Annotated in this window: 17 protein-coding genes; 10 read left to right on the top strand and 7 right to left on the bottom strand. The window is 70.3% G+C overall.

Going from position 1 to position 18,226, the window contains the following annotated elements:
• The first annotated feature begins 403 nt into the window (after nucleotides 1-403).
• The 8 genes from hemL (at nucleotide 404) to ACIRA5_RS14000 (ending at nucleotide 8,808) form a co-directional block, all read left to right on the top strand.
• Complete coding sequence (gene hemL, locus ACIRA5_RS14035) at nucleotides 404-1,720, top strand: glutamate-1-semialdehyde 2,1-aminomutase (RefSeq protein ID WP_403690618.1); 1,317 nt, start codon at nucleotides 404-406, stop codon at nucleotides 1,718-1,720.
• Complete coding sequence (locus ACIRA5_RS14030) at nucleotides 1,717-2,430, top strand: histidine phosphatase family protein (RefSeq protein WP_060894680.1); 714 nt, start codon at nucleotides 1,717-1,719, stop codon at nucleotides 2,428-2,430. Before hemL ends, ACIRA5_RS14030 begins: the two co-directional genes overlap by 4 nt.
• A 174-nt stretch (nucleotides 2,431-2,604) precedes the next feature.
• On the top strand, nucleotides 2,605-3,948 hold the full coding sequence (locus ACIRA5_RS14025; protein WP_403690615.1) for a hypothetical protein: 1,344 nt from the start codon (nucleotides 2,605-2,607) through the stop codon (nucleotides 3,946-3,948).
• A 66-nt stretch (nucleotides 3,949-4,014) separates the two neighbouring features.
• A complete protein-coding gene (locus ACIRA5_RS14020) occupies nucleotides 4,015-4,638 on the top strand; it encodes a TlpA family protein disulfide reductase (protein ID WP_403690614.1) in 624 nt (207 codons plus the stop codon).
• A complete protein-coding gene (locus tag ACIRA5_RS14015; RefSeq protein WP_075028622.1) occupies nucleotides 4,635-5,417 on the top strand; it encodes a cytochrome c biogenesis CcdA family protein in 783 nt (260 codons plus the stop codon). Before ACIRA5_RS14020 ends, ACIRA5_RS14015 begins: the two co-directional genes overlap by 4 nt.
• 3 nt (nucleotides 5,418-5,420) lie before the next feature.
• Entirely contained in the window at nucleotides 5,421-7,250 is a 1,830-nt protein-coding gene (locus tag ACIRA5_RS14010) for a cytochrome c biogenesis protein ResB (protein ID WP_403690610.1), read from the top strand.
• The gene (ccsB, locus tag ACIRA5_RS14005) at nucleotides 7,247-8,359 is read left to right on the top strand and encodes a c-type cytochrome biogenesis protein CcsB (protein ID WP_403690607.1); all 1,113 of its coding nucleotides are present in this window, start codon (nucleotides 7,247-7,249) and stop codon (nucleotides 8,357-8,359) included. Before ACIRA5_RS14010 ends, ccsB begins: the two co-directional genes overlap by 4 nt.
• 50 nt (nucleotides 8,360-8,409) lie before the next feature.
• Nucleotides 8,410-8,808 carry an SRPBCC domain-containing protein gene (locus tag ACIRA5_RS14000; protein ID WP_403690606.1) on the top strand — a complete coding sequence of 133 codons (399 nt, stop codon included), beginning with the start codon at nucleotides 8,410-8,412 and terminating at the stop codon, nucleotides 8,806-8,808.
• A gap of 76 nt (nucleotides 8,809-8,884) precedes the next feature.
• Here ACIRA5_RS14000 and ACIRA5_RS13995 read toward each other — a convergent pair whose 3' ends face one another.
• The 4 genes from ACIRA5_RS13995 to ACIRA5_RS13980 form a co-directional block, all read right to left on the bottom strand.
• Nucleotides 8,885-10,429, bottom strand: a complete 1,545-nt coding sequence (locus ACIRA5_RS13995) for an ABC transporter substrate-binding protein (protein ID WP_403690604.1) — start codon at nucleotides 10,427-10,429, stop codon at nucleotides 8,885-8,887.
• A complete protein-coding gene (locus tag ACIRA5_RS13990) occupies nucleotides 10,429-12,537 on the bottom strand; it encodes a hypothetical protein (protein WP_403690601.1) in 2,109 nt (702 codons plus the stop codon). The genes ACIRA5_RS13995 and ACIRA5_RS13990 overlap by 1 nt, the downstream gene beginning before the upstream one ends.
• 142 nt (nucleotides 12,538-12,679) lie before the next feature.
• Entirely contained in the window at nucleotides 12,680-13,657 is a 978-nt protein-coding gene (locus ACIRA5_RS13985; protein ID WP_403690598.1) for an isopenicillin N synthase family dioxygenase, read from the bottom strand.
• Nucleotides 13,638-14,096 (bottom strand): nucleoside deaminase, encoded by a 459-nt coding sequence (locus ACIRA5_RS13980; protein WP_403690595.1) that lies wholly within the window; start codon nucleotides 14,094-14,096, stop codon nucleotides 13,638-13,640. Before ACIRA5_RS13980 ends, ACIRA5_RS13985 begins: the two co-directional genes overlap by 20 nt.
• A gap of 100 nt (nucleotides 14,097-14,196) precedes the next feature.
• On the opposite strand from ACIRA5_RS13980, the gene ACIRA5_RS13975 reads away from it, so the two are divergent.
• Nucleotides 14,197-15,477: a PucR family transcriptional regulator gene (locus tag ACIRA5_RS13975; RefSeq protein WP_403690592.1), complete on the top strand. Its 1,281-nt coding sequence runs from the start codon at nucleotides 14,197-14,199 to the stop codon at nucleotides 15,475-15,477.
• A gap of 8 nt (nucleotides 15,478-15,485) precedes the next feature.
• Here ACIRA5_RS13975 and ACIRA5_RS13970 read toward each other — a convergent pair whose 3' ends face one another.
• From ACIRA5_RS13970 to ACIRA5_RS13960, 3 genes are read right to left on the bottom strand one after another with little or no spacing between them, the layout of a single operon-like run.
• Nucleotides 15,486-15,875, bottom strand: a complete 390-nt coding sequence (locus ACIRA5_RS13970; RefSeq protein WP_403690590.1) for a hypothetical protein — start codon at nucleotides 15,873-15,875, stop codon at nucleotides 15,486-15,488.
• Nucleotides 15,876-15,925: 50 nt separating this feature from the next.
• Nucleotides 15,926-16,591, bottom strand: a complete 666-nt coding sequence (locus ACIRA5_RS13965; RefSeq protein ID WP_403690587.1) for a class I SAM-dependent DNA methyltransferase — start codon at nucleotides 16,589-16,591, stop codon at nucleotides 15,926-15,928.
• A 46-nt stretch (nucleotides 16,592-16,637) separates the two neighbouring features.
• Nucleotides 16,638-17,645 (bottom strand): zinc-binding alcohol dehydrogenase family protein, encoded by a 1,008-nt coding sequence (locus ACIRA5_RS13960; RefSeq protein ID WP_403690584.1) that lies wholly within the window; start codon nucleotides 17,643-17,645, stop codon nucleotides 16,638-16,640.
• 109 nt (nucleotides 17,646-17,754) lie between these two features.
• Between ACIRA5_RS13960 and ACIRA5_RS13955 the strand changes: the two genes are divergently transcribed.
• Complete coding sequence (locus ACIRA5_RS13955) at nucleotides 17,755-18,111, top strand: ArsR/SmtB family transcription factor (RefSeq protein WP_403690582.1); 357 nt, start codon at nucleotides 17,755-17,757, stop codon at nucleotides 18,109-18,111.
• Nucleotides 18,112-18,226 lie beyond the last annotated feature (115 nt).

Raw genomic sequence — 18,226 nt, 5'->3', positions numbered from 1 at the left:
GCTTCCTGCCCTGAGCCGGTCTGCCCCGCGGTCCGTGTAGTCCATACCGTCCATACGGCCCGACGAGTCGATCCGCTCAGGATCGTTCTGTGATCCTTGCGACCCGGGTGATCCGGGTGATCCGGGTGATCCGGGAGAGCCCGGCGACCCCTGCGTCTGTCGTGCCTCGGCCGCTTCCTCCGCCTCGCGCCGGTGCCTTCCCCGCCGGGCACGCCGAGGACCGAGGTCATCGGTCCCCTCGCCCAGTCCGCCACCGCGATGCATATCTCCACCCGACTGCTTTTCTAAGGCGCGCGACCCCCGCCACGCAACCCGATCATCGTGACAGTGACCTCCCCCACGGCCGCACGCCGAAACGTACGCTGAAACACCTGTCCGCAGGATCTTCGCAGCCTCTGACACCATGGCCCGTGTGAGCTATCCGTACGAAGCCCCAGTTTCGCAGACTCTTTTCGACCGCGCGGCTGCCGTCACGCCCGGCGGCGTGAACTCTCCGGTGCGCGCGTTCCGCGCCGTGGGCGGTACGCCCCGCTTCATGGTGTCCGGAAACGGTCCATACCTGACCGATGCCGACGGGAGGGAATACGTCGACCTCGTGTGTTCATGGGGGCCGATGATCCTCGGGCACGCGCATCCCGACGTCATCGGCGCCGTCCAGGAGGCCGTCGCGCGCGGCACCTCCTTCGGCACTCCCGGTGAGGGCGAGGTCGCGCTCGCCGAGGAGATCGTCGCCCGCGTCGAGCCCGTCGAGCAGGTCCGGCTCGTCTCCAGCGGGACCGAGGCGACCATGTCCGCCATCCGGCTCGCCCGCGGGTTCACCCGGCGGTCGAAGGTGATCAAGTTCGCCGGGTGCTATCACGGGCATGTCGACTCGCTGCTGGCGTCGGCGGGGAGCGGGGTGGCGACCTTCGCGCTGCCCGACACCCCCGGTGTCACCGGCGCCCAGGCCGCCGACACGATCGTCCTGCCCTACAACGACCTCGAAGCCGTGAACGAGGCCTTCCACGCGCACCCCGGTGAGATCGCCTGTGTGATCACCGAGGCCTCGCCGGGCAACATGGGCGTCGTACCGCCCCGGCCCGGCTTCAACCAGGGACTCAAGGACGCCTGCGCGCGCAACGGCGCCCTGTTCGTCTCCGACGAGGTCATGACCGGATTCCGCACCAGCAAGGCCGGTTGGTACGGGATCGATGGGGTGCGTCCCGATCTCATGACCTTCGGCAAGGTCATGGGCGGAGGATTTCCCGCCGCCGCCTTCGGTGGCCGCAAGGACGTCATGGAGCACCTGGCTCCCGCGGGGCCCGTCTACCAGGCCGGCACGCTCTCCGGTAACCCCGTCGCGACCGCCGCCGGGCTCGCCCAGCTGCGGCTGCTCGACGACGCCGCGTACGACAAGGTCGACGCCGTCTCCGAGCAGATCCGCGGGCTGGTCACGGAGGCGCTGAGCAAGGAGGGCGTGGCGCACCGGCTGCAGAACGCCTCCAACATGTTCTCGGTGTTCTTCACCGGGCGTGAGGTGCGCGACTACGAGGGTGCGAAGGCGCAGGAGTCCTTCCGGTTCACCGCGTTCTTCCACTCGATGCTGGCGCAGGGCGTCTATCTGCCCCCGTCGTCCTTCGAGTCGTGGTTCGTGTCCACGGCCCACGACGAGCGGGCCATTCAGCGGATCGCCGACGCCCTTCCGGCGGCGGCTCGGGCAGCGGCGGAGGCCACGGCATGAGCCAGGATCAGACGCAGGATCAGACGCAGGGCCGGGATCAGGACATCACTGTCGTGCATCTCATGCGGCACGGCGAGGTCGCCAACCCGGACGGGGTGCTGTACGGGCGGCTGCCCGGCTACCACCTGTCCGAGCTCGGGCGGCAGATGGCCGAGCGGGTCGCCGAGCACCTGGCCCCGCGGGACGTCACGTATGTCGTCGCCTCCCCGCTCGAGCGGGCGCAGGAGACCGCGACGCCCATCGCGAAGGCGCACGGTCTCGACCTCGACACCGACGGGCGGCTGATCGAGGCCGAGAACGTGTTCCAGGGGAAGACCTTCGGCGTGGGGGACGGGGCGCTGCGGCGGCCCGAGAACTGGAAGCACCTCGTCAACCCGTTCAAGCCGTCCTGGGGGGAGCCGTACGTCGATCAGGTCGTACGGATGATGGGGGCGCTGGACGCCGCCAAGGACGCGGCCCGTGGGCATGAAGCGGTGCTGGTCAGCCACCAGTTGCCCATCTGGATCGTGCGGTCCTTCGTGGAGAAGCGGCGGTTGTGGCACGACCCGCGCAAGCGGCAGTGCACGCTGGCGTCCCTGACGTCCTTCACCTACCGCGGCGACAAGATCGTGTCCGTGGGGTACAGCGAGCCCGCCCGGGATCTCGTTCCCGCCCATCTCCTCGCGGGCGCCAAGCCGGTGAAGGGGAAGGGCAAGGCGTTCGGGGCGTAGTGCGTCCATTCCCGTACATGTTGGCGCAATGTGTTCGTATGCGTCGCTACCCGAACTGTTCTTCGTAAAATACGATCAATGTTGCGTGCTCGAAGGAACCTGTCTGCTTGTCGTGCCCTCTCATTGTGTGTCAGCTGGGAGCCAGCTGAGAGGGCACGATGAGATGGGGACCGAATGCGGGACATCAGCCGGAGGGGAATGATCGGCCTCGGGGCGGGTGCCGCGGCGGCGATGGGACTCGCGGCGTGCGGCACCGACCAACAGGACGGTCATGGCGGGGGCGGTGGTTCCCGGTCGGGCAAGCCCGGTCCGTCCGGCAAGCCCAGCGACTCCGCGCACCCCGCCCGCCTGATAGGCGACGGCTCCACCTCCTTCACGGGCAAGCAGCCGAACCAGCCCGCGAAGCCGATTCCTCTGGAGCCCGGCCAGACCCCTCCGCAGTTCGTGGTCTTCTCCTGGGACGGCGCGGGTGAGGTCGGGACCGGTCTCTTCTCCCGCTTCCTGCGGCTCGCCCGCGAGCACGAGGCGCACATGACGTTCTTCCTCTCCGGGCTGTACCTCCTGCCCGAGTCGAAGAAGCGCAAGTACCTGCCGCCGAACAACCCCCGGGGCGCCTCCGACATCGGCTATCTCGCCGACGACCACGTCAAGTCGACGCTCGGGCTCGTCCGGCAGGCCTGGCTCGACGGCCACGAGATAGGCACGCACTTCAACGGCCACTTCTGCTCAGGCCACGGCACCGTCGGCAACTGGACGCCGGCGCAGTGGCGCAGTGAGATCGACCAGGCCAAGTCCTTCGTCAAGGAGTGGCGGACCAACACGGGCTGGACCGATCTGCCCCCGCTGCCCTTCGACTACGAGAAGGAACTCGTCGGCGCGCGCACCCCCTGTCTGCTCGGCCAGGACAACCTGCTGCCCACCGCCAAGGAGCTCGGCTGGCGCTACGACGCCTCCTCGCCCGGCGGACGCCAGGTCTGGCCGCAGAAGCGGCACGGACTGTGGGACCTGCCCCTCCAGGCGATCCCCTTCCCGGGGCGCAGCTTCGAAGTGCTGTCCATGGACTACAACATGCTGGCCAACCAGTCGATCAACTCGACGAAGGCGCCCGCGCACAACTACCCGGCGTGGCGGCAGCAGGCGGGCGAGGCGTACGTCGCCGGATTCCGGCGGGCCTACGAGAGCAACCGGGCGCCCTTCTTCATCGGCAACCACTTCGAGCACTGGAACGGCGGCATCTACATGGACGCCGTCGAGTACGCCTTCAAGCAGATCGCCCGGGAGAAGGAGAAGGGCGAGGACGTCCGCCTCGTCTCCTTCCGGCAGTACGTGGACTGGATGGACGTGCAGAAGCCCGAGATCCTGGCCAAGCTGCGGACGTTGGACGTGGGACAGCGGCCCGCGGGTGGCTGGAAGACGTTCCTCGGTGACACCGGCAAGGGGACCGGTACGAGCTCGGGCACCGGTACGGGTACGGGTTCTGGGACGGCCACTTCCAAGGGGTCCGGGGACGCCGCCTGAAATGGTGTTTTCCGCCCGCAAGGGGGGTGCGGAAGATCCTCGAAACGGGCATGCGAAACTTTTCACATGAGTGCCGCCTGCCGCGCCGAACAGCGCTCGAACCGCACCCGTAGCCGCGCCGCCCTGCTCACCACCGGGGCCGCCGTCGCCGCGCTTGTCCTGTCCGCGTGCGGTTCGGGCGGGACGTCCGGGGGCTCGGGCAACAGCAACTTCGTGGCGGGCAAGGACGGCATCTCGACCGTGGCCAAGGGCTCCCGGGCCGAGGCCCCGGACCTCTCCGGTCCGACCGTGGACGGCAAGCAGCTCGACGTCAAGGACTACAAGGGCAAGGTCGTCGTCCTGAACGTGTGGGGCTCCTGGTGCCCGCCGTGCCGCGCCGAGGCGCCGAACTTCGTCAAGGTCGCCAAGGACACCGCGGCGAAGGGCGTGCAGTTCGTCGGCATCAACACCCGTGACGCCAACGTCAGTCTGGCCCAGGCGTTCGAGAAACAGCAGGGTGTCACCTACCCCAGCCTCTACGACCCGACGAGCAAGCTGCTGCTCCGCTTCAAGAAGGGGACGCTGAACCTGCAGACGATCCCCTCCACGATCATCATCGACCGGGACGGGAAGATCGCGGCCCGTACGCTGCAGGCCCTCAGCGAGGAGAAGCTCCGCGAGATGCTCGACCCCGTTCTCGCGGAGAAGTGACCGACGTGTCCCTTCTCGCCGCGTCCACGAACCTCGCCGCGTCGTCCGACACCGTCGTCAGCGGTGCCCTGGTGCTCGCCCTGCCGATCGCCGTCCTCGGCGGGCTCGTCTCCTTCTTCTCACCGTGCGTGCTGCCGCTCGTCCCCGGTTATCTGTCGTACGTGACCGGTGTCACCGGCACGGATCTGGCGGAGGCCAGACGGGGGCGGATGGTCGCGGGCGCCAGTCTGTTCGTGGTGGGCTTCACCGCCGTGTTCGTCTCCGGCGGGGCGCTGTTCGGCTACTTCGGGTCGACCCTCCAGGAGTACCAGAGCACGCTCAGCAAGATCCTCGGCGTGCTGATGATCGCGATGGGCGTGTTCTTCATGGGGATGATGCCCTGGCTCACGCAGCGCGAGTTCCGCTTCCACAAGCGGCCGGTGACCGGCCTGGTGGGCGCTCCGATACTCGGTGCGCTCTTCGGTATCGGCTGGACGCCCTGCCTGGGACCGACGCTCTCCTCCATCAATTTTCTTTCCATGAACCAGGCGAGCGCGGGTCGCGGCGCCATACTGACCGTCGCGTACTGCGTCGGTCTGGGAGTGCCCTTCGTCCTCGCCGCCGTCGCCTTCCGCAAGGCGCTCGGCGCCTTCGCCTGGGTCAAGCGGCACTACGCATGGGTGATGCGGATCGGCGGCGGCATGATGATCGTGACCGGCCTGCTCCTGCTCACCGGCGCCTGGGACAGCATCGTGCAGCAGATGCAGACCTGGTCCAACGGCTTCACGGTAGGGATCTGATCGATGAGCACGACCGACACCGACCCGGGCACGGGCAGGACCAAGGACCCGGCGACCGCCAAGCGGCACATCGGGGTGAGCGCCGACGGCGAACTCGGCGAAGCCGGATCCCAGCTGTCCACCGCGCCGGTCGACACGGCCGTGCCCGGCTCCTTCGGCGGGTCCCGCGCACCCGGCGCCCTGGGCTGGCTGACCTGGACCGGCCGTGAGGTCGTCGGCTGGGCCCGCTGGTTCTGGCGGCAGCTGACGTCGATGCGGGTCGCCCTGATCCTGCTCTTCCTGCTGTCGCTCGGGGCGATCCCCGGTTCGCTGATCCCGCAGTCCGGGACCGACGCCCAGAAGGTGGCGGACTTCAAGGACGCGCACAGCATCCTCGGGTCCGTCTACGACAAGCTCGGCCTGTTCCACGTCTACAGCTCGGTGTGGTTCTCCGCGATCTACATCCTGCTCTTCGTCTCGCTCATCGGCTGCATCGTGCCGCGCACCTGGCAGTTCGTCGGGCAGCTGCGCGGCCGTCCGCCGGGCGCTCCCAAGCGGCTGAACCGGCTGCCCGCGTACGCGACCTGGCGTACCGGGGCCGAGCCCGAGCAGGTCCGCGAGGCCGCCCTCAAGATCCTCAAGCAGCGGCGGTTCAGGGCGCACATCGAGAAGGACGCCGTCGCCGCCGAGAAGGGCTACCTCCGCGAGACCGGCAACCTGCTCTTCCACATCGCGCTGATCGTGATGCTGGTCGCCTTCGCCTGGGGCCAGCTCTTCAAGTCCGAGGGCAACAAGCTCATCGTCGAGGGCGACGGGTTCTCCAACACGATCTCGCAGTACGACGACTTCAAGTCCGGCAACCTCTTCAGCACCGACGACCTCACGCCGTTCAGCTTCAACCTCAAGAAGTTCACCGGCACCTACGAGCGGACCGGCCCCAACAAGGGCACCCCTCGCACGTACCAGGCGGACATCACGTACAGCATCGGCGCGTACGGCAAGGAGAAGAAGACCACCGTCAAGGTCAACGAGCCGCTGAAGATCGGCGACTCGAAGGTCTATCTCACCGCCCACGGCTACGCGCCCGTCGTCACCGTCCGGGACGGCAAGGGCAACGTCGTCTACCACGATGCCGTGCCGATGCTGCCGCTCGACCCGAACGTCACCTCGCAGGGCGCGATCAAGGTCATGGACGGCTACAAGAACGCGCAGGGGACGAGCGAACAGCTCGGCTTCTCCGCCTTCTTCGTGCCGACCTTCGCGGGTGCGGGCAAGGGCGACATGTTCTCCCAGTTCCCCGCGCTCGACTTCCCCGTGCTCGCGCTGTCCGGATTCCACGGCAGCCTGGGGGTCGACGCGGGCATCCCGCAGAACGTGTACCAGCTCGACACCTCGAAGATGAAGCAGTTCAAGGACGCGAAGGGCAAGATCGTCAAGGCGCGCCTGCTGCCCGGCGAGACGATGAAGCTGCCGAACGGCGCCGGCTCCATCACCTTCGACAAGGGCATCAAGGAGTGGGCGAACTTCCAGGTCACCCAGCAGCCCGGTAGTGACTGGGCGCTGGTCGGTGCCTTCACCGCGATCTTCGGTCTCGCCGGTTCGCTCTTCATCCAGCGCCGCCGCGTGTGGGTGCGGGCGTCCACCGGGGCCGACGGCGTCACCGTCGTCGAGATGGCGGGCCTCGGCCGCAGCGAGTCCGCGAAGCTTCCCGAAGAACTGGGGGACCTGGCCGCACTCGTCCACGAGCAGGCCCCCACCAAGCCCGACACAGACGAAGCCGAAGCCGCAGCCGCAGTCGAAACCGACCCCGACGCCGAACCCTCCGTACCTGCCGCCGAAGGGGCTGAGAAGTGACTCTCGCCACCGCAACCGACCTGGGTGCCGTGACCGATCTGGCCACGGCCACCAACGAACACCTCGCCAACGTCAGCAACACGCTGATCTACTCCGCGATGGCCGTCTACACCCTGGCCTTCTTCGCGTACATCGCCGAATGGATCTTCGGCAGCCGCAGTAAGGTCGCCCGTACGGCCGCCGCGCTCACCAGTACCGAGAAGGCGAAGGCGCCGGCGGTCACCGTGCAGTCGGCGGGCGGTACGGCCGTCCTGGAGCGGCCCAAGGTCGTCACCCGTTCGACGGCGGGGGCGCGTGACGTGCCCGACGGGCCCGGCGCGCACGGCGGGGACGAGCAGGGCGACCTCTACGGCCGGATCGCGGTGTCCCTCACCGTGCTCGCCTGGGCCGTCGAGGCGGCCGGTGTCCTCGCCCGCGCCCTGTCGGTGCAGCGGGCGCCGTGGGGCAACATGTACGAGTTCAGCGTCACCTTCTCCACGGTCGCCGTCACCGTGTACCTGGTGATGCTCGCGCTGAAGAAGAACATCCGCTGGCTGGGCCTGCCCCTGGTCACCACGGTCCTCCTCGACCTCGGCCTCGCGGTCACCGTGCTGTACACCGCGAGCGACCAGCTGGTGCCCGCGCTCCACTCGTACTGGCTGTACATCCACGTCTCGACCGCGATCCTCTGCGGCGCCATCTTCTACGTGGGCGCGGTCGGCACCCTGATGTACCTCTTCAAGGACTCGTACGAGAACAAGCTCGCCACCGGCGGCCAGCCGGGCCGTTTCGCCACCTCCGTCATGGAGCGGCTGCCCTCTTCGGCCTCCCTCGACAAGTTCTCCTACCGCGTCAACGCCGCCGTCTTCCCGCTGTGGACCTTCACGATCATCGCGGGCGCCATCTGGGCGGGCGACGCGTGGGGCCGCTACTGGGGCTGGGACCCGAAGGAGACGTGGGCGTTCATCACCTGGGTCGCCTACGCCTGCTACCTCCACGCCCGCGCCACGGCCGGCTGGAAGGGCCGCAAGGCCGCGTATATCGCCCTGATCGCCTTCGCCTGCTTCCTCTTCAACTACTACGGAGTCAACATCTTCGTCTCCGGCAAGCACTCCTACGCGGGCGTCTAGCCCGCGGCGCAACACGTGCGGAACCTCCCGCCCCGGGCCACGCTGGTGTCATGACCGGAGTGACCCGAGCCATCGAAGAGGGCGCCACCGAGACCCGGGAGGACGGCACCCGCGTCCTGCACTACCTGTTGCGTTTTCCCCAGCCTGTGGAGAACGTCTGGGCGGCGGTGGCCACCTCGGAAGGACTGCGGGGGTGGCTGGCCGCCGCCGAGGTGTTCGAGTCACGCCTCGGCGGGGCGGTCACGCTGCACGGGATCGGCAGCGGCCGGATCACGGCGTGGGACGTCGAGCGGATCGCCGAGTACACGGTCGAGGGCCGGGGCCGCATCCGCTTCCACCTGGAACCGACCCGCCCGTCAGGCACGACCATCCGCTTCACCCACGAGACCCCCGAGGGCGAGGACCCAGGCTGGCGCCCGCGCTTCGAGCGGCTGATGAGCGCCCCGTAGGGGCGCGAGGAACTGCGCGACCAGCCACGAACAACCAGCACGCACCAAACCACCGATCCCCCCACGGCGCCCCCCGTCAGGCCGGCGGCAGACACTCCGTGGAGGGCGGCTTCCCCTCGGGCCACGCGATCTTCACAAAGCGAGCCCGTGACTCGGGCGTCAGCTGCACGATCGGCACCGCCTTGTCGTACGGATTGCCGTGGGCGTCCAGACAGACCCACCCGCTCGCCCCGTTCACCCGCAGTTCCTTGCCCTTGACCTGCGGCCACTGGAGCCCGACATCCGCGAGGGCCGGGATCTTCCCCGTCGGCGACGCCCCGCGGATGCCGCGCACGGCGAGCCGCATGGCGTCGTACGCGATGATCAGCTGGCCGTCGTCGAGGGCGATCGGTCCGAGGGGCCCGACCGGCTCCTTCCCGGCACTCCCCAGAAGCGACTGCAGCACCTTCGCGTCGGCCGCGCTGCCGCCCGTCTTCGCGGTGTCCTTCAGCCAGGCGTCCGGATGGGCCAGGGACGTGTAGCGGACGGTCAGCAGCGGGTCCTTGAGGGCGGCCGGGTCGAGGTCCTTGTCCCCGGCGAGGTAGGAGCCCTCGTCGCCGGTGAGCAGGGTGAACCGGCGGTCGTGGCAGCCGCGCTGGCCCAGCATGTTGATGAACTGCCGCAGCTGGGTGTGCCGCCCCGCGAACAGGATGGTGTTCGTGGTGGTCGGCGTGTTGCAGAGGATGTTGGTGATCTGCATGAAGACGTTGGAGGTGCTGCCCTCCTTGCTGCGGTCGGCGGGCGGCGTGAACGGCTGGGCCTCGTAGCGCGAGCCCTTGAGCATCTTCTCGAAGGAGGCCTGGAGCGTGCGCGTGTACGGGTCGCCGGTGCGGTCGTAGACGAGGAAGGCGTTGGCGGCGGAGACCTTGGCGAAGGAGGCGAGGGCGCGGGCCTCGTCGGTGTTGGTGGGGGAGACCCGCGCGAGCCCGGGGAACGGGTCCTTGCCGTTCTGCCCGTTGGCCAGGTCGTCGGCGGTGATCGAACTCCCTATCACCGGGATGCCCCGGCTGGTCAGCTCCTTGACGGCCTTCTTGTTGTTGTCGGTGCTCAGGCCGACCCCGGTCACCGCGCGCAGCCGGTCGGAGCCTCCCGTCATGCCCGCCAGCTGGTCGACCGTGTGCTGCCAGTAGGTGCCGGTGGAGCCGGGGTTGGCCAGCACCAGGCGGATCTTCGGCTTCAGGCCGGTGGTGTCGTGGTTGGCCTGGTACTGGGCCAGATAGGCGCCCTGGAGCTCGTGCAGCACATCGCCCAGGTTGTCGGCGTCGGTCGCGGTGAAGGGTTCGAGGAGTGCGACGGTGACGTAACTGCCGGGCGCAAGGCGGGCGTTCTCGCGGTGGATGGCCCGTACGGTGTCGGCGAACTGCGCACGCCCGAAGGCGTACGTCGTCCACGAGACGCCGACACACTCGTCGCTGCCCTTCGGCTGGACGACGCCGGGTGCGCAGGAGCGGTTCTCCTTGGTGGCCGTCATACCGCCCCAGACGCCGAGGCCCGCGAGCACTGCCGCGAGGGTCAGCGCGACATACCTGCGGAAACGAATCTCCCAGACGTCCTCGCGCAGCCAGGTCCACAAGCGCGCCATCACAGGTCCCCGTTCACGTTGTCGTCGTCGTCACCAGGGATGCGCAGAGGGCGGCCGGCGAGCGCGTCGGACGGCCACTCCCGCGAGGCCCGCCACAGCAGCGGGTTGCCCGCGGGCCGCAGGTTCGACAGCTGCTCCAGCTCGAAGCGGAGCCGGTCGGACACCTTCGGGTCCGGCAGCACCAGCGGATCGGTGAGCTGCCAGACCGCGTGCAGCAGCCGCCGTATCCGCAGATGCAGCACGGCGCCCACGCTGTCCGGAGGCTGCTGGGCGGCGTCGGTGCGGCCGAGCGCGACGGCCGCCCGGTCGTCGTGACCGCCGTGGCCGCCGAAGTCGCGGCCGTCCGGGTCGTGTGCGTGGTAGTAGGGCGCGGACGCGATGAAGACGAGCGAGGACAGCCAGGTCCCGGTGTCGGCGCGCGGGAAGGTGTCGCGCAGGTGCGCCACCGCGAAGTCGGCCTTGCCGAGCGCGAGTTCGTGGTGCAGCCGATAGCGCGCGCTGTCCGGCTGGTCGCCGTCGCCGTAGTGGTCGATGAGGGTGCGGTGCACGGACCGCCAGCGTGCGTGGTCGGGGTCGTCGTGGTGCAGCCGCAGCAGGAGCAGCGCGCGCAGGAACGGATCGCCCACGAACTGCCCGGCGGCGCTCGGCCGGCCCTCCTCGGCGAGCCGCTCCTCCAGCGCGAGGACCCCCGACGCGCCGAAGTCGTCGGAGAGCTGGACCTCCGCGAGCACGCAGGCCGAGTCGCGGTCGTGGGCCGCGGCGAGCACGGTGAGCTCGTCGAGCCGGCCACCGGGTACGAGCCGGTCGAGCAGCTCCTGATAGGTGGCCCGGCCGTCGTTGTCTTCGTGGACGGCGACGTCGGAGGTGAGCAACTCGCCCAGGGACCTGGCCCCTTGGGGGAGGTTCTGGCGGGCGGACTCCGCGAGAAGGGTGACGCCGAGCGGGCTGCCGCCGGACAGCCGGTGGGTGGCGTGCGGGAGTTGAGGGGGGACGGCGAGGCCCTGCGAGACGCCGCCCACGAGGTGCAGGGTGTCGTCCGGGGTCAGCGGCGGCAGCGCGACGAGCAGCGCCCGTGAGGACGGCGAGGTGCCCGGCTCCCAGCCGGTGTGCCGGGCGACCTCGGGGAGGGTGCGGCGGCTGGCGTTGCGCAGCGCTCCATGGGTGTATCCGCGCAGGGCGGCGAAGAAGACGACGTGGTCGGCGATGCCGTCGGCGCGGTCGCGCAGCACCGGTTCCAGCAGGCCGAGGCCCGCCCGTTCCTGCACGTTGTCGATCAGCACGACCGGGCGGCCCAGCCGGTGCGAGCGCTGCATGACCCCCGCGTACGCGTCGTCGAGGTCGGCCAGCAGGGCCCGTACGAGATAGCGCTCGGCGTGGGTGCGGGAGTCGCCGCCCGCCCGGAAGTGCGAGGAGAGCAGGATCAGGCCGAGCTTGGGATTGCCGCCCGCGTTCGGATAGTCGCGGTACCAGGTGGCGGCCCTGCGCAGCCGGCGGGGAGCGGGGCCGATCCCCTCGGCGAACGCCTCCAGGGTGGCTTCGATGATCGGCGCTATCACGGGACCCGTACCGCTGAGCGAGGCGATGAGCTTGGAGACGACCTTGCTCACCCAGCGGCCCGCGAACCCCGAGAGCCATGAGCCGGTCTCGTTCAGCAGCAGGATCCGCTCCGCCTCCTGCCGGATGCGGGGCACGTCACGGTCGCTCCAGCCGCCCGCCGCGACGGCCAGCAGCCCGGACGTCAGGCGTGGAAAGCCGATCCGCCCGGCGCCGGTGACCGGCTCCGCGAGCTGCTCGGCGATGGTGGTGAGCGCCTGTCCCACCGGCGACCAGGACTCCGCGGGCCGCTCGGCGGGTGGCCCGGCGAACTGCCCTTCCTCGCCGTCGATCAGCGCGACCGGTGTGTGCCCGCGGTACGCGTCGCGCAGCTCCCGCAGTACGGCGCTCTTGCCGAGCCCCCGCCCGCCCGCGAACACCACGAAGGGCAGTTCCTTCGGGTGTTCGTACGGGTTCGCGCGCAGCTGGTACGGGCGCAGGCCGACGAGCCGTGATGCAAGACCGGGCGGATCGGTGTCGAACAACGCTCCGCGTCCGTGCAGCCCTCTGTGCACCGCATCTCCCCCTGGCGCGGTCCGGTCCTGCTCTGTGCTGCTGTGAGGTCTATCAACACCAGTGTAAAAAGGGGGAGTTGATTCGCACTAGGGCATGGGATGTCCGTTTGGTTACGAAAATTGTCCGCGCCTTTCTGCCCGCCTATCCCACGGTGATCGAATCCAGCTTTTCGCGCAGATAAACATGGGAGTCGACGGGCGGGTGTGCGACGCGGCCCACCGGCGCGGGGACCGACTCCACCACCGTCCCCGGCGTGCACTCGCCGAAGTAGACCAGCGACATCAGTTCCTCGGCCGGCGCGTCGGCGGGCGGAGGCAGCACACGGTGCCGGCCCGAGCGCCACCGGTCACCCGTCCAGCGGGCCATCAGGTCACCGATGTTGATCGTGAAAGCCGCCGGGTCGAAGGGCGCGTCCTCCCAGCCGCCCTCGTCGGTGAAGACCTGGAGTCCGCCCTTTCCGGCCTGCCGGTCCAGGATCGTCACCGTCCCGAAATCCGTGTGCGGACCGATGCGGAACTGGCCGGGCTCGGGCTCGCCGACCACATCCGTGCCTGGATACCAGTTGATGTTGAAGCCGTACGTGGGATGGCCCATGTGCCGGGTGAAGAAGTCCGGCTCCAGGCCGAGCGCCTCGCCGAGGAGAGCGAGGAGGTGGTTCTCCAGTTCACCCATGCGCGCCAGGTACTCCTCGCACAGCTTCTGGAGTTCCGGGGCCTCGGCGGGCCAGATGTTCGGCGCGTACCACTCCGCGTTGGTCTCCGGGTCCTCGAAGGGCTCGTGCGTCGCGAAGGTCAGCGACTCCTTGAGGTCGGGAGGCGTCCGCGTACCCTCCGAGTAGCCGTTGGCCTCGGCACCCGGGCCGAGCCAGCCGCGCCCGCCGACCTGGGCGGCGTACGGCTGCTTGGTTTCCGTGGGCAGGGCGAAGAAGGTGCGGGCGGCCTCGCGGATGCGGGTGCGCAGGGCCGGGTCCACGCCATGGCCGGTGACGAGGAGGAAACCGGCGCTCTGGAGGGCCTCGTCGACGGTGCGGGCGATGCGGGCGCGGGTCTCGGGGTCGCCGTCCAGCCAGGGCCGCAGGTCGATGGTCGGGATACGGGGCTCAGACACCGATGTCCTCATTCCACAGGGCCGGGTTCTTCTCGATGAAGTCGCGCATGAGGGCCGCGCACTCGGGGTCGTCCAGGAGCACGATCTCCACGCCGTGCTCGGCCAGCCAGTCGTGGCCGCCGTGGAAGGTCTCCGCCTCGCCCACCACGACCCGCGAGATGCCGAACTGGCGCACCAGGCCGGAGCAGTACCAGCACGGCGACAGGGTCGTCACCATGGTCGTACCGCGGTACGAACGCTGTCGTCCCGCGTCACGGAACGCGGACGTCTCCGCGTGCATGGACGGGTCGCCGTCCTGGACCCGCCGGTTGCGGCCGCGGCCCAGAAGCGTGCCGTCCGCGCCGTACAGCGCGGCGCCGATGGGGATGCCGCCCTCCGCCAGCCCGGCGCGGGCCTCCGCGACGGCGGTCGACAACCACACCCGTGCCTGTGCCTGATCGATGCGCTCCATGACCCCACTCTCCTGTGGCCGAAACACGAGGGCAACGTGCGGAAAGTACTCTCCCGGCAACCCGCACCCGGACGGACTGTCAGCACCTCTGGAGGTTCCCGTGCCCGCGCTCACCCTCCGCGACATCCTGGCCCTCGACCCCGTCCGCGGCAGCGAGCCCGAACTCCTCGCCGGCGAAGGCGCCCTGGACCGCCCGGTCCGCTGGGTGCATTCGAGCGAGGTGTACGAGGGGGCGAACTTCCTCGACGGCGGCGAACTGCTCCTCACCAACGGCTTCGGGCTGACCGGCGCGGACGAGGACACCCGGCGTCGCTACGTCCGCGAGCTGGCCGCGCGCGGAGCGGCGGGACTCGCGGTGGAGGTCGGACGGTCGCTGGTGCGGATGCCGGAGGAGGTCGTCGACGAGGCCCGGCGGCTCGGGCTGCCGCTGCTCGCCCTGCACCGGGTGGTGCCCTTCGTCCGCATCACCGAGGCCGCGAACCGGGCGATCGTGGCGCGCGGTCTGTCGGGGCGAGCGGCGTCCGTACGGCCCTGGGGCGGCGACCACACCGCCGCCCTGCTCGCCGATCTCGCCGACGGGCAGGCCCTCAACCAGCCCGAGGTGGAGGCACGCGCGGCGCTCGCCGGGTTCCATCCGGGTCCGGGCGCGCGGCTGGTCGGGGTGTCGGCGCACGGGGCGCGCGAGCTGGGCGTGGTCGACCGGGCGGCGCGCTCCCTGGGCGGGGTCGCGGTGCTGCGGGCGGCGTTCCCGGGGGACGTACTGGCGCTGGTGGCGATGCCGGACGACGCCGTACGGACGGTGACGGCGCGGCGGGATGTCGTACGGGCCGTGCAGGAGGCCTTCCGCACGGCCGCCGAGGCCGGGGTGACCGTGGCGGTCGGACACGCGGTCCTCGCGGGCGGCGGCTGGCTGCGCTGGAGCGAGACACTGCGGGCGGCCCGGACGACCCTGGAACTGGCGCTCACCGTGTCGTCCGCCGAACCCGGCCCGACCGGCGGCCCGGTCGTCACCTCCTCCCGCGCCCTCACCCTGGAACGCGAGCTGACCCGAGGCGGTGTGGACGCCAACCGAGACCGCCTCGCCCGCCTGGTCCAGCACACCCTGGGCCCTCTGCTGGCCTGGGAGGCCGCCCACCCCAGCGACCTCGTCCGCACCCTGGAGATCCACCTGCGCCACGGCTGCTCACCCACCCGCACGGCGGCCCTGCTCCACATCGGCCGCCAGTCCCTCTACCAGCGCCTGGAACGCATCGAATCCCTCCTGGGCCTGGAGATCGACGACCCGGACCTCCTGGGAGAGCTGCTCGCGGCCCTGTGCGCGCACCGGATCGTGCGGGGCGTGCCGGCGGCCGCGGGAGGCGGCCTGCGGACGGTGGCCTGACCCGACCATCACACCGCGGACGCCGCCTCGACGATGCCGTTCGCCAGGGCGTCGAAGTTCTCCCGGTAGAAGCCCAGCCGGATGTGGAAGGGCTCCTGCGTGAACGCGCCCTCGCGCGAGACGAACATGGTCGCAGCGGTGGTCAGCGCGCTGTGCACCGCGTGCAGTTCCTCCGCGCGGAAGCGGATGTCGCGTGACTCCGCGGGCCCGCCGGTGAGGCGTTCGATGAGCGCGTCGACCGTCTCGCGGCCGGTACCGAGCAGCACGGTCAGGGTCAGGTCGCTGACGTCCCGGTGACGCAGGTAGCTCAGCGCCTCGTACATCGCCGCCCTCTGGGACGGGGTGAGACGGGCGACGAACGCGTCTCCGTCCCGGGTCAGCCTGAACCGTGTCCTCATTCGTCTCCCTCCCGCCTCCTCGTCCCGTCCCTCGAAGGGGAACGGGACCGTCACGCCGGTGGTTCCGGCTTGCGGGCCAGGACGAACGCCTGCGGCGTCTTCTCGTGGGCGTCGGCCTCGCGAACGAGGCGGGCGACCTCCACGAGCCCGGCATCGCCCAGCAGTTCGACGACGCGCTCGGGTGGGAAGCGGTAGACGTCGAGGTCCAGGTCATGGCCGTACGCGTGATCGAGGTGCACGCGTTCGGCGCCCACCTTGAAGGCGATCAGCAGATGACCGCCCGGGGCCAGGATCCGGTGGAACTCCGCGAAGAACAGGGGAAGTTCCTCCAACGGCGTGTGCACGGTGGAGTACCAGACGAGGGCTCCGGCGAGTGAGGCGTCCTCGATGTCGAGGTCGGTCATCGAGCCCACCTCGAAGCGGAGGTGGGGGTGACTGCGCCGGGCCAGGGCGACCATCTGCGGCGACAGATCGATCCCGTACGCGTCCAGCCCGAGACCCTCCAGGTGGATCGTCACCCGCCCCGGCCCGCACCCGAGGTCCGCGACCTGCCCGCCCCCGCCGTCCCGCACCTTCTCCGCGAAGGCGGCGAGCATCGCCCGGTCGAAGGGCTTGTTCTCCAACTCGGCCTTGAGGAGCTCGTTGTAGGCGACGGCGACGGTGTCGTACGACGCCCTGGTGGCGTCCGGGCGGGAGGTCATCGGGTGAGAGGTCATGGCGAGGAGGCTAGCCGGGGGGACTGACAAGCCTGAGGAGTTGTTGTCACGTGACGTCGGCTTCCCCGGCCGCGCGGTGGGTGCGCAACAACAGCTTCCCCGTGCTCGTCCGCGTCCCCATCAGCCGGTGCGCCTCCGCCGCGTCCGACAGGGCGAACTCCGCCGTCACCGGCAGGGACACCACCCCGTCGGCCACCGTCCGGAAGGCGCGTTCGGTGAGGGCGCGCAGTTCGGTCGGGGCCGTCTGGGCCAGGGTGAGGATGGAGAAGCCGGAGACCGACAGGGCCAGGGGGTAGAGGTCCGGCTGTCCCACCTGCCACGGCTGCGCCCCGCTCGCGTTGCCGAAGGAGACGAGGCGGCCGAAGGGGGCGAGGGCGGCGAGGGAGGCCCGGAGGGTGTCGCCGCCGACCGGGTCGAGGGCCAGGTCCACCCCGCGACCGTCCGTCGCCTCGCGCACCTCCTTGGCGAAGGAGGCGGAGGAGGTGACGAAGACCTCGTCGTAGCCGTGGTCCCGTGCGTACGCGGCCTTCGCCTCGCCCGACACCACCCCGTAGACGGCCCCGGCCCCCGCCGCGCTCGCCAACTGCCCCAGCACCGTGCCCACCCCGCCCGCCGCGCCCTGCACGAGCACCGTCTCGCCGGGCTGGAGCCGGCCCACGGTGTGGATCAGGGCGTACGCGGTGGGCAGCACGGTGGGGAGGGTCGCGCCGGTGCGCAGGCCCACACCTGGCGGCAGCGGGAAGACGGTCACCGCGTCGGCCACCGTCACCTCCGCGTACGCGCCGCCCTCCGTCAGGGCGGCGACCTCCTGGCCGGTCTCCAGCCCCTCGACGTCCGCTCCGACGGCCCGGATCCGGCCCGAGACCTCAAGTCCCGGCCGGAAAGGGAGACTCGGCACGCGATAGCCCTCCGAGCGCGCCTTCAGGTCCGCGAAATTCACGCCGACGTAGGACACGTCGATGCTCACCTGCCCCGGGCCGGGCTCGGGAACCTCCGCCTCCACGACCCGCAGAACCTCGGGACCGCCGTACTCCTGGAACTCGACCGCGTGCATGGCACACCCCTCGCAGGTGCTCGACTGTTCAATCGAAAGCGAACACTCGGGAGTGTATGGTTTTCATCGAACACTCTGCAAGCGGACATGAGGACCCAGGGAGGCGGGCGTGGCGGAGCGCACCAGTCATCGGGTGGCACCCGAGCACACCCACCCCGACGACGTCCCCGTACAGACCGCGCTCGCCGCCCTCGCCGATCCCGTACGTACCAGGCTCGTAAGGGAGTTGGCAGGTTGCCCCGCGTGGACGCGCAGCTGCGGCAGCTTCGATGTGCCGGTCGGCAAGGCGGCACTCAGTCACCACTTCACGGTGCTGCGCGGTGCGGGGCTCGTGGAGCAGCGGGACGAAGGGCCCAAGCGGGTCAACCGGCTCCGCCGCGAAGAGTTCGATGCCCGCTTCCCGGGGCTGCTCGCGCTCGTGCTCCGGGAGGACCGCGGTCAGCGCGGGGTCGCGCCGCTGACCTGACCCCGCGCCGCAGCCGGCCTCGTCCCCGAGACGCGGCACGCCTCGTACTCCGGCTCCGCCGTCGCGTCCCGCACGATCGAGTACGGCACGGACCGGAAGCTCCTGCGACGGGCCG

The sequence above is a fragment of the Streptomyces sp. NPDC096311 genome (genome assembly GCF_044763085.1).
Lineage (GTDB): Bacteria > Actinomycetota > Actinomycetes > Streptomycetales > Streptomycetaceae > Streptomyces.
This window is presented reverse-complemented; position numbering and strand designations above follow the sequence as displayed.